This window comes from Streptomyces sp. NPDC002742 (assembly GCF_042888885.1).
Classification (GTDB): domain Bacteria; phylum Actinomycetota; class Actinomycetes; order Streptomycetales; family Streptomycetaceae; genus Streptomyces.
On record NZ_JBIAQF010000022.1, the window covers coordinates 28682 to 39819 of the forward strand.

An 11138-nucleotide genomic window follows, 5' to 3' on the forward strand; every position below is an offset into this window, starting at 1 on the left:
CCGGGGCGCGCGGCCCGGGGCGCGTGCGGAGCCCGCGGGGCCTCAGCCCGGGGGCACCGTCCCGTCCGTCAGCCCGTCGTACATGCCGCGTACGAGCTGGTCCCCCAGCCGGCCCGCGTGCCTGAGCGCCCGCTCGAACTCGTCGAGCGCGCGGAACCGGGCGCCGTAGCGCCGCTGTTCGTCCAGCGGGAGCCGGGGCAGCTGCAGCCGGCGCACGTCGAGCCGGGTGGCGGTGGACGCGTAACTGCTGGCCTGGCGGTTGTTGGCGGTGCCCCGCAGGAACCCGGCGAGGAACCAAGGGTCGAGCGCCGCGGGATCGGGGTGCAGGAGCACGAGGTTGCGCCCCAGGACGGCGCCCACCGTCGCGCCGTCGACCACGCGGACCACCGAGCCGCCGCCGAGCACCGGCACGACCACGTCGCCCGCCTCCGTCAGCACGGCTTCCTCGTCGGTCTCCGGCAGCGTCCCCGAGGGGCCGGTGCCGGCGAGCACGTCGTGGTCGGTGAGGACGGGCACACGCGCGTGACCGCCGTTTCCGCCCGTGCGCATCACCAGGGCGCTCCCGCGGGCGAGTTCGCCGACGGTGGTGAGCGGCCAGCGGGCGGGCCGCTCCGTCAGGGCGGGGGACGGGGTGAGACCGGTGGTCAGGCGCAGGGTCTCTTCGAGGCACTCGCGCACGGCCGCGAGCTGCTCGGCGCCGTCGGCCGCCGCCGGGGGCGGGAGATGGCGGGCCGGGGCGAGGTCGACGTCGTCGTCGAGGAGTTCGATGACGGGAACGGAACGTGCCAGACCGGGCCGCTCCTGGAGGGTGCCGTCCCGGTCGTGGGCCCGCCAGGCGTCGAGCACGACGTCTCTGACGGCCTGCCAGTCGGGACCGCCACGCCCCTCGCCGGCGAACTGTCCGGCGTCGGCGAGCAGCACCTCGGGCCGGCCGGGCGCCTTCTCGGGCCGGCGCAGCACCCACAGGTGCAGGGGGATGTTGTACGGGGGTGCCGCGCCGACCGGCAGGGCGACGACGGCCCGCAGCGCGCCGCGGCGCAGGAGGTCGGCGCGGATACGGCGCCCGGAACGGCGGGAGGCGGTGGCGGGGGGCATGAGCAGGACGGCGGTGCCGCCGTCCCGCAGCCGGGCCAGCGCGTGCTGCACCCAGGCCAGCTCGGACTCGGCACGGGCCGGGAAGCCGTACTCCCAACGGGGGTCGTAGGCCAGTTCGTCGTGACCCCAGTTGCGTTCGTTGAACGGGGGGTGGCACAGGACCGCGTCGGCGCGCAGCCGCGGAAACGCGTCGGCGCGCAGGCTGTCGCCGACGGCCGCGCGCACGGTGGCCCGCCCGTGCAGGGCGAGCCGGAGAGCGGTGAGCGCGGCGAGTTCGGGGGCGCTGTCCTGGGCGTGGAGCTCCTGGCCGGGCCGGGCGTCGAGAGCGCGCAACAGGGCGCCGGTGCCACAGGCCGGGTCGAGGACGGTGCGGGCGGGACCGGCAAGGTCGGCCATGAGGCGGGCGAGCTCGATGGGGGTGGTGGTGAACTGGCGCGGGTTGGCGTCGAGGTACCGCCCGAGCAGGAACTCGAAGGTCTGGCGGGCGCCCAGCTCGGCGGCGAGCTCGGCCGCGCCGCGCAGGAGAGGGACGGAAGGGAGCAGCTGGGGGCCGGTGGGGAGGGGCACCACGAGGGCGGCGGGGGTGGGGGTGGCAGGGACGGCTGGCGCTACAGGGACGGTTGAGGTGTGCGGGGCTGTCGATCCTTCTGAGCCGACTTCTGGAGTGTTCACAGGTGCCGGTCGATTCACAGCCGACGGCTGCTCCGCACCAACCCCGGCGTGAACACCACGTCCACCTTGCACCCGGCCGAACCGCGGGACGGCCACCTGCTCCAGCGCGGCCGGCAACAGCGCGGCAAGGCGCTCGTCCGAACCGGCGCTCACCTCCAGCCAGACCGTCGGCCGGTCATGGATGAGCAGCAGCACGCAGCCGACGTGGGTGAGTGCGGCGGCCGGGCCCTCGGGATGGCCGGCGAGTTGCTGCCACACGCGTTCCCGCAAAGGCACTTCGGCGAGTTTGCCCTGATGACGCAGCCAGGCCTCGACCTCGGCGAGCGCGAACGACGGGCTGGTCTCCGTGCCGCCGACGGGCTTGGGGAAATCGGCGTGGCGACGGCGCCAGTTGCTCACGGCCGCGCGGCCGACGCCGGCCAGCCGTGCGATTCCGGCGGCGGTCACCTCGGTCGCGTTGTCCTGCACTCGCTCCGCTCCCCTCGTCCCGACTCGTCCCTCTGTGGTGTCGAGCATACCGACGTAGGCAAGATCCACCCGTTCACACTGTGCACGCAAGAGATTCGATAAATCGTGTTGACTCGATTCACACGCTCTGGTCTTATTGACTCAGCGAACGAGCGGCCGCCATGGAGGCGTCCGCCGGGGGGAGGGAACCGTCGTGGGCATGAAGGGCAGAGCCGCGCTGAGTGCCACCGTGGGCCTCGTCGTCATCGGTGTCGTCTCTGCGAACGCCGGCGGCCACGGCCGCGGACTCGGCCGCACGGGCGGCGCCGACAAGGGCTCGGCGTCCACGACTCCACATCCCGGCACCGGGCGGCACACCGGTTCGGCCGAGGCGGCCGAGAAGGAAGCGACCGCGTTCGCGGGGGACGGCGACTTCCGGGTCGGCCAGGACATCGAGCCGGGCACCTATCGCACCACCGGCAACCCCGACGGCTCCTGCCACTGGGAACGCGCCAAGGACGCCGGCCACGGTCTGGAATCGCCCATCGCGAACGGCGACATCACCGGCACGGCCGTCGTCACGATCAGCGCCCAGGACACCTACTTCCATACGTCCGGCTGCGAGGACTGGAAGAAGACTCGCTGACCGGCCGCCGTACACCCCCGCCCGCCACACCATCCCGCCCGCCGTACGCGCCACGCCACACAGCACCGCAACCCACCGCACCGCACCGCACCGCACCGCACCGCTTCGACTCTGCCCGGCCTGTGCGCGTTCAGAGTCGCGCAACCGAAAGCCCTGCCCGACGGGCCTCGGCCCGTTCCGACCTCACCTCCGAAGGACAGATCCCGATGCGTCATCCCTCCCGCGCGGCCAAGGCGCTGCTCGTCGCCGCCGTCCTGCCGCTCGCCCTGACGGCCTGCGCCTCCGCGACCGGCACCTCGTCCTCGTCCGCCACGGCGACGAAGCCCAAGGACCCCAACGCCGGTCTGCTCACGGGCGCGCAGCTCAAGAAGGCGCTGGCACCCGCGTCCTTCTTCGCCACCGGTTTCGCGGTCGACCCCAAGGGCGCCCGGGACACCGGCACCACGTACATCGCGCCGAGCTCCTCACCCGCGGCGAAGCCCGACTGCGCCCTCCTCGGCGGCACCAGCTGGATAGCGATCACCGGCGACTCGGGCGTCTCCTTCGCCCAGAACGACTACGTCAGCAAGAACACCTCCGAGGACATCGCGCAGGAGGTCGACACCTACCGCGGCACGACCGCGGCGACCGTGCTGGCCGACCTGAAGAAGGTCGTCGCCGACTGCGCGACCTACACCGACTCGGACACCCACACCAAGGTGAAGGTCGCGGGCTCCGACACCTCCGGTCTCGGCGACGCCGCGTACACGATCACCCTGACCGACAGCGCCTGGCAGAACGGCACGACACTCATCGCCGCGCGCTCCGGAACGGACGTCGTCACGGTGCTGTCCACGGACGGACACGACAACGGCGCGGCCACGGCGAAGAAGCTGGCCGCGCAGATCGTGACGTCCCTGAAGGGCGAACACGCGCACGCATGACCCCTCGGATGGGAGCATGACGCCCCCGAGAGGTTTCTCGGGGGCCCGAGAAACCTCTCGGGGGCTCGGTATTCGGGGGGTTGTGATGGAAAAGCGCGTGGAAGCCGGCTGGTTCCAGCGGCTGGCGTGGTCGGTTCTGGCGGTCCTGTCGTTCGGCATGCTGGTGTGGCTGCCGTTCCTGTACGTGGCGATCCGCCGGGGACGGGGTGCCAACTGGGGCCTTTTCGCGTCGTTCGTGCTGTACGAGGCGGTGACGCTGTGGTGGGCGACCATCGAGTCGGACAAGGCGGCGACCGCCTTCGGCCTCACCGTCCTCGCCACTTTGGTGACGGCCGTGTGGCTGCTGATGGGCCCGCTGTTCGACAAGCCCACGCCGAGAAGCGCCATGGTCGGCATGGGCCCGAATCCGGCACCCTGGCCGGCCCAGACGCCCGGCAACCCCTACATGCGCTGAGGTCCCGGAAGCCCGCGCCCCGCCGGCCGACATCCGGAAGCCCGCGCCCCGCTCGATACCGGGAAGCCCGCATCCGCGCCGGCACCCGGAACCGTACGGACAGGCCCGCGGCCATCCCCGTCCACGGACGGGTGCCCAGCGCCCAAGTCGACGGACAGGTGCCCGGCGCCCGCGTTCACGCGAAGGCGCCCGGCGCCGCGTACCCACCTCCACCTCAACCTCGACCTCCGCATCCCCGCAGAGGCGCGCGGCGGTTCATCCCCGCCGGGTGCCACGCAGGACACGGATGGCCGGCCATGCCAGGAGCCCGCCGACACACCAGAGGAAGACGGTGAGCGCGGCCCATCCTCCGATGCCGGTCTCCGGATCGGAGAAGCCGAAGACGGTGTACATCAGGGCCAGGAGGGACCAGAGCCCGGCGAGGGTCCCGAAGATGACGAGGATCGCTGTCTGCCCTCCGGTACGGCGCGTGACGGTCGCCCCCCGCTGAGCGGCGGAGCCGGAGTCCCGGCCCTCATCCTCCTGGGCGGCACGTTCGGGCCGTCGCTGCCGGGGCGGCAGGTGCACCACCGCGCCCGGAGGCACCGCCGCGTCGATCGTCGCCATGGTGTGCGCGTCGACCCCGTACGCCCCCGGCTCCACCTCCACGCACAGCCCGTCGGTGCCTATGAGCCGGCGCCCGCCGTCGGGGAAGCTCAGCAGGGCGGCGCACTCGCGGTAGAGCACGGTCGCCGCCTCGCCACCCGCCGTCAGGCTGACCCCCTCACCTCCGACGACCAGGGCCGTCTTGCCCTTGCCTCCGGCCGCGAACCGCTTGCCCGTCACGGCGTACGACGAGCTGGTGGGGGCCGCCGTGTACCCGGCCCAGTCGGCGCTGTGCCCCGAGGGCACCTGGAGCAGCGCCGTCCCCGCGGCCTCCAGCGCGACCGCGTGCACCTCCTGCGGTGTCGTCGCCCACAGCTCGGCCCGCAGTTCGTCGAGCGCGCGCGGCGGCCGGTGGGCGAGCAGGTCCTCGGCCGCTCCGGGCAGCCGTCGTACGGCCGCGTCGGACGCGGTCAGCATGGCGTCGCCGCGTCCGCGTACGGCCTCCAGGTCGCCCTGCGCGATCCGGCCGGCCTGGAGCCCCGCGAGGACGTCGATGAAGCCGCCGAGGACCGCGTCCTGCTTGGCGGGCAGGGCGTCCGCGAAGGCGGTGACGGTCGCGAAACCGTCCCGGCGGGAGGTGTGGTCGCTTGCCGCCGTGTACGAGTAGCCCCCCTCCTGGCGCAGCGAGCGGGAGAGTTCGCGTTCCAGGACGCCCGCGTACATCCGGGCAGCGGTGGTGTCGGTGACGACGGCGTCGAGCAGGACTCCGCCCTTGCCGTCGGAGAAGTAGGCGGGAGCGGCCGGAAGGGCGGAGGTGACCTGGGGCATGGGACGGCGCTGACCACCGGCCAGCCTGAGCGAGAGTCCGGCGGGCAGCCGTTCCCCCGCGACCCACAGCACGGCGTTCTCCCGCGTGAACCAGGTCCCCGCCCACCGTCGTACGTCGTCCGGCCGAAGCTGCCGTACGCCCCACTCGGGATAGCTGGTCAGCCCGTACCCCTGGGCCCCGTACCGCCACAGCGGAAGCTGCCCCGGTTCGCGCCGCGCCTCCTCGGTGCGCAGGATCTCCTTCTCGGTCTCCAGCCGCTCCATGGGCAGATCGAGGAGGGAGGCGCACACGCCGTGGAGATAGGCGACGACCTCGTGCTCGGCGCCCTCCACGTGGAAGTGGGTGAACGCGGCCTTGGTCGCCCCGTTGAAGTGGTAGTCGGCCAAGCCCTGGCGGTGCAGGGCCAGATGCTCGACCAGGTGCGTGATCCCGGCGCCGGCGAGCGTCTCGTCGGCGACACCGACGCGGAAGACGAGTCCGGCCCGCATGGGCCCGGTGGCGTACGCGAACAGGGTCGGTATGCCGTCGACCTCGGTGTGATGGATGGCCTGGCTCATCGTCCGCCTCTACCTCTGCTTCTGCCTCTGCTCTGCTTCGCCGGCTCTGCCCACGTCCGACCGGGCCTGGGACCGTCCCCGCCCGTCGTGCACGGCGTCCGCTCAGCCACTTCCGGTTCCTCCGGTTCGTCCGGTTCCTCCGGTTCGTCCGGCTCTTCCGAGGGCGGCTGAACGGTGTCGTACAAATTCCTTCGCGGGCTCGCCGAGATAGCTCCACGGGTACTCGGAGGCCAGATTGCCCAGCGCCCGGAAGTGCGCGGCGGCGCGGGCCGTGTCCCCGATCATCGAGAAGAGCGCGGCGAAGTCGCCCTGGATGACGACCCAGCCGTACGCCGGCCGGTAGGACGGGTGCAGGACGGACCGTTCGGCGGCCTCGACGAGTTCGGCGTGGACATGGGCCTGCCGCAGGTACTCGGTACGCGCGTTCCCGTCGGAGGACAGGTCGAGCCAGTGCTCCACATGAGCCTCGGCCACCAGCCCCCCGTTCAAGGCCCCTTCGGGCGCGCCGAGCAGACACTCGCGGGCGAACCCGTGCGCCGCCTCCCAGCTCCCGCCCCACTTCGGGCACAACTGCTGGAGCAGCCGGGCCTGTCCGGTGAAGTGGTTCGGGTGGTGAACGGCCAGCCGGTCATACCTGCGCCGCGCCTCGTTCTGCCCGAGTTGCAGCCCCCTGGCCGTGTTCAGGCGCGCGGCCCAGGCCGCGTCGCGGGTCGGGTCGAGAGCGGTCGCCCGGATCAGCAACTGTTCGGCCTGCCGAAGGTGTTCGTGCATCTGCCGGAACTGCTCACGGCTGACGTCCTTGGCACGCGCGGCGGTCCGGACCTCCCAGCCGATCTGGGTCTCGCGGGTCCCGAGCGCCGTCAGGGCGAGTACGTCATGGGGTGTCGCGGCGACCACCTCCCGCAGGAAGTGCTCGACACCGGGCACTTCGGCGACCACCCGGACGAGGAACGCCCGGTCGGTGCCCTGCGGCAGCCCGTCGATGTATTGCCGGATCGCCGTCCAGTCCCGCGCGGCGGTCGCCTGCCGTAGCCATCCGACTTCGGGAAAGGCGGAGGCGAGCTCGAAGTCCGGAGGTGGGAGGGACGCGTCGATCGACATGGAGCGGATGGTAAGTGGCGGAATGGAAGCGGTTTCCGCCGAGGTAAGGAGAGTCTGCGGGATCAAAAGGCCCAATCAGCGCATACGGGCGCGGTCTTGACTCCTCGATGAACGATCTTGACTCGGCCATGGCTCGAACTTGAGTTCACCTTGTGCGAAGCAATCCCCCACCTTTCGTTTGGCTTGAAACAATCCCGGGGCGGATGAGGGGAGACGGGCGAGGGGCTCCGGGCGAGAGACCGATGGCGGCCGCAGCGCAGCCGTCGTCACCGCACCCGGCCTCCCCACAGTCCTCCCCCATCCCTTCCCCGTCACCAGGAGCCCTTCCGATGGCCATGAACGCCCGCCGCACCAGACAACTGCTGGAAGCCTCGGCCCCCTTGCTGCTCCAGGACGAGCAGGTCGAACTCACCAGTCTGGCCAGCGTCGGGACGGTCTCGGTGCGCAAGCAGGCCCTCACCGCGGTCATCGTCGGGGTGCTCACTCTGGGCATGGTGATGGCGACGGTCAGGCCGCGCGCGGTCTACGTCGTCCTGACGAACCAGCGGATCCTGTTCTTCGACGGCAACCGGGGCGGCAAGCCGGGCAAGCTGCTGATGAACATCGCGCGCCCGTACGTCACCGCGACCGCGGCCAGGAAGGCCTTCCTCGGCCTCAAGACGGTCACCCACCTGACCATCGAGGGCCAGGAGGGCTCCCTCAAGGTCGACTTCCCGGTCCAGACCCGCGCCGACGGCCATGTGTTCGCGGGGGCCCTGCCGGTCACGCGCTGACGCGCTCCGGGGCCGCCACCCGAGGTGGCCCCGCCTCGCACCACAACACCTCGCCGTTCCGGCCGAACAGATCGTCAACGAGCGGGTGCCGGTCCCAGGCGTGCGCGTAATGGCATACGAGGAAGAGTCCGCGTCCGCCGCCCGCCTCGGCCGGCACGGGACTCGGCGTGCCGTGCCGCTTGTCGAACGGGGACGGAATGCGCGGGTCGGCGCCCCAGACGCCGACCCGTGGACGGCTGCCCCGTGGACGGCCACTCCCCGGAGCGCGGAGCCGCAGCGTCGCGGGCCCGGCGGAGTGCCGGTAGGCATTCGCGACAAGTTCCGAGGCCGGCGACTCCGCCGTGACGGCGATGTGAGCCATTCCGTGGCCGTTCAGCACGGCCCTGAGCGTGACCCGGGCGACACGCGGCGCGAACGGATCGTGCGGCAACTGGAGGACGTACACCCTCCGGCAACTGGAGGGTGCACGCCCCCGACGGGGACGCGTCGGACTTCTCCGGGGATACGGTGACCGCCCTGCGGCCGCCTGACTCCCGACAGGCCGGAGTGGCTTGGTTCCCACCTCGGCCTCGCCACTGCGGCGCGAGCCCAGGTGTTCAGGTGGCCCGACCTGAATCGTCGGTCAGAGCAGCCGCGGTCAGGCCGAGGTGCTGAACCAGGACCGCGGCTGCGGCGTCGGCGTCGCGGGCCAGCGCCACCTCCTCCAGCCTGCGGTGTTCCTCGAGGCCGTCCCGGTCGGGGGTGCGGTGCGCCGACCAGCGGCGGGCCAGCTCGCTCGCGGTCCACAACCGGTCGAAGGTCTCCAGCAGCGCGCGGTTGCCGCACCCCTCCAGCAACGTGCGATGGAAGACCCTGTGAGCCTCGGCCCAGGCGCCGGTGTAGTACTCGCCCTCCTCCGGCACGTACGCCGGAGTGCGGACCAGGCGGTGGTGGGCGGCACGCACGCGGGCCTCCCAGTCGACGTCGCCGCGCTCGATGGACATGCGCAGTATGACCGGTTCGACGGTCCGGCGGGCTTCCGCGATCTCCTGCCAGCGATGGTCGGAGAAGGACGGGACGGCGAACCCGCGGTTGGGCAGCCGGTCGGCGAGCCCCTCGCCGACCAGCCGCACGAGCGCCTCACGCGTGACGGCCAGGCTCACGCCCTGCTCCCTGGCGAGATCCTGCGGTTTGAGGGCGTCACCAGGGGCGTAGTCCCCGCGCATGATCGCGCGCCGCAGGTGTCCGTAGACCTGCTCGGAAAGCATCTGTTTCCCGGCGGAAGCCGAGTCGTGAGGCGTGCCAGTCATGGCGTCAGCATAGACGATCCCCAAGAAAATCGATTATTAGTGTTACTGTCGATTCATTGGGAGGAGCGCCATCGGCGACGGTGCCGTTCCGTCGCCTCTGGGGCCCCACGCCTCGCCGCCGCCCCCAGCCCTGATCGAGGAGCAACACCGTGAACGTCAACAACCCCTTAGCGCGCCTCCCCGAGGCAGCGTCCTTCACCGTCACCAGCACCACCGTCACCGACGGCGCCGCGTGGCCGCCCAGGCAGCGCGCCTCCGGCCTGCCCGGCGGGAAGGACATGTCCCCGCAGCTGTCCTGGAGCGGTGCCCCGGACGGCACCAAGAGCTATGCCGTCACCGTCTACGACCCCGACGCCCCCACCGGGTCCGGGTTCTGGCACTGGGCGGTCGCCGACATCCCCGCCACCTGCACCGAACTGCCCGAGGGCGCCGGCGACGACACCGGCTCACACCTGCCCGAAGGCGCCTACCAGTTGCCCAACGACGCCCGCGCAGCGCGCTACCTCGGCGCCGCCCCGCCGGCCGGACACGGCCCGCACCGCTACTTCGCCGTGGTGCACGCCCTCGACGTCACGTCCATAGGCGTCCCGGCCGACGCCACCCCGGCCGTCCTCGGCTTCACCATGGCCCGTCACGTCCTCGGACGCGCGGTACTGGTCGCCACCGCCGAAACGTCCGCCTGACAGTGCCGCCCGACTTCCCGGAGGGACAACCGTGACGCACCTCGACGACCTTCCCGGCTCCGCCCGCCCCGGCGACGGTCCGGTGGACCTGAACGCCGTCCGCGCCGTCAGCCGCGCCGTCAGCGCCGCCCACCTGTTCATCCACCTCGCCCCCGAGAGCGCCCAGGAGGCGGCCGAGCTCGGCGTGAGTGACCGCGGGCGGGCGTATCTGGCCTTCCGGTCGGCCGCGATGGGCGCGGTCCCGTGGCAGGTCACGCTCGCGGCCTTCTACAACTTCAGCCCGCGGGCGGTGCGGGCCATGGCGGGCGTGTGGGACGCCGCGCCGCCCGGGCGTTGGCAGGCCGCCCGCTTCTCGGCCGCCGGACGGGCGATGCGGCGCGTCGACGTGCGCCTGACGGACGACCAGCTCGCCGAGGCACGCTCGCTGATCGACCCGGTCGTCGCCGGTGCCGACTACGCCGGCAAGGTGCTGGCCGCCGCGAACGCCTCGGTCGGGCTTCCACCCGATCCTCTCGTCGCGCTGTGGCAGCAGATCACGGTGGTGCGGGAGTGGCGCGGTGACGCCCATCTCGTCGTACTCGCCGGCAACGGCCTCGGGCCATGCGACTGCCTCGTCCTGCACACCGCGACGGGCCTCCTCCCGACAGCTCTCGCGCGAGCGACCCGGAAGTGGGACGACGAGGAGTGGAACGCGGCGACGGCACGTCTCACCGCCCGCGGCTGGCTCGACACCGAGGGCGCGATCACCGATACCGGCCGCGCGGCGCGGGAGCGGATCGAGGTGGAAACGGACGAGCACTGCGCCGCACTGTGGACGCCGATCGGCGACGCGGGTGCCCGCCGCTTCGCCTCGCTCATCGCGCCGATCGCCGGCGCGTTCACCGCGGCAGAGACGTTCCGGGCCGTGCGGGGACGGCAGGATCCCGCATAGACGGCCCTATGCGCGATCAAGACCGACGACCGGCCGCCGGACCCCGCTCAGGCCCCGACCGGTTCTCAGAACCCGAACCACGCACCACACCCCCCAACCACAATCCTCCACCCCAACAAAGAGGCGAACTCCCGTACGGCGACGGCTACTTCG

11 protein-coding genes are annotated in these 11138 nt (G+C 72.2%); 6 read left to right on the forward strand and 5 right to left on the reverse strand.

All coding sequences use genetic code 11. The annotated features are described in order from the left end of the window. Window positions 1-42: 42 nt before the first annotated feature. Window positions 43-2235, reverse strand: a complete 2193-nt coding sequence (locus ACFYW8_RS32070) for an N-6 DNA methylase (protein WP_389085230.1) — start codon at window positions 2233-2235, stop codon at window positions 43-45. A 199-nt stretch (window positions 2236-2434) separates the two neighbouring features. On the opposite strand from ACFYW8_RS32070, the gene ACFYW8_RS32075 reads away from it, so the two are divergent. The 3 genes from ACFYW8_RS32075 to ACFYW8_RS32085 all read left to right on the forward strand — a co-directional run bounded on the left by ACFYW8_RS32075 (window position 2435) and on the right by ACFYW8_RS32085 (window position 4237). Beyond that, window positions 2435-2860: a hypothetical protein gene (locus ACFYW8_RS32075; RefSeq protein WP_389085233.1), complete on the forward strand. Its 426-nt coding sequence runs from the start codon at window positions 2435-2437 to the stop codon at window positions 2858-2860. Between the two features lie 206 nt (window positions 2861-3066). Then, window positions 3067-3783, forward strand: coding sequence for a hypothetical protein (locus tag ACFYW8_RS32080; protein WP_389085236.1), 717 nt, complete (start codon window positions 3067-3069; stop codon window positions 3781-3783). A gap of 85 nt (window positions 3784-3868) precedes the next feature. Beyond that, a complete protein-coding gene (locus tag ACFYW8_RS32085; protein ID WP_389085239.1) occupies window positions 3869-4237 on the forward strand; it encodes a hypothetical protein in 369 nt (122 codons plus the stop codon). A gap of 255 nt (window positions 4238-4492) precedes the next feature. On the opposite strand, the gene ACFYW8_RS32090 is transcribed toward ACFYW8_RS32085, so the two are convergent. Together ACFYW8_RS32090 and ACFYW8_RS32095 are read right to left on the reverse strand one after the other, a co-directional pair. Beyond that, window positions 4493-6208 (reverse strand): insulinase family protein, encoded by a 1716-nt coding sequence (locus ACFYW8_RS32090; RefSeq protein WP_389085244.1) that lies wholly within the window; start codon window positions 6206-6208, stop codon window positions 4493-4495. Window positions 6209-6310: 102 nt separating this feature from the next. Further along, window positions 6311-7309: a hypothetical protein gene (locus ACFYW8_RS32095; RefSeq protein WP_389085250.1), complete on the reverse strand. Its 999-nt coding sequence runs from the start codon at window positions 7307-7309 to the stop codon at window positions 6311-6313. Between the two features lie 329 nt (window positions 7310-7638). Here ACFYW8_RS32095 and ACFYW8_RS32100 point away from each other — a divergent pair, with 329 nt between their 5' ends. Then, window positions 7639-8082 (forward strand): hypothetical protein, encoded by a 444-nt coding sequence (locus ACFYW8_RS32100; protein WP_389085255.1) that lies wholly within the window; start codon window positions 7639-7641, stop codon window positions 8080-8082. On the opposite strand, the gene ACFYW8_RS32105 is transcribed toward ACFYW8_RS32100, so the two are convergent. Both ACFYW8_RS32105 and ACFYW8_RS32110 read right to left on the reverse strand, forming a co-directional pair. Further along, window positions 8072-8461, reverse strand: coding sequence for an ATP-binding protein (locus tag ACFYW8_RS32105; protein ID WP_389085260.1), 390 nt, complete (start codon window positions 8459-8461; stop codon window positions 8072-8074). The two genes, ACFYW8_RS32100 and ACFYW8_RS32105, sit on opposite strands and share 11 nt — an antisense overlap. A gap of 217 nt (window positions 8462-8678) precedes the next feature. Further along, entirely contained in the window at window positions 8679-9371 is a 693-nt protein-coding gene (locus ACFYW8_RS32110) for a GntR family transcriptional regulator (RefSeq protein WP_389085265.1), read from the reverse strand. Between the two features lie 149 nt (window positions 9372-9520). Between ACFYW8_RS32110 and ACFYW8_RS32115 the strand changes: the two genes are divergently transcribed. Then, window positions 9521-10054: a YbhB/YbcL family Raf kinase inhibitor-like protein gene (locus tag ACFYW8_RS32115; protein ID WP_365876487.1), complete on the forward strand. Its 534-nt coding sequence runs from the start codon at window positions 9521-9523 to the stop codon at window positions 10052-10054. 31 nt (window positions 10055-10085) lie between these two features. Next, window positions 10086-10985: a hypothetical protein gene (locus ACFYW8_RS32120; protein WP_389085272.1), complete on the forward strand. Its 900-nt coding sequence runs from the start codon at window positions 10086-10088 to the stop codon at window positions 10983-10985. The last annotated feature ends 153 nt before the right edge of the window (window positions 10986-11138 follow it).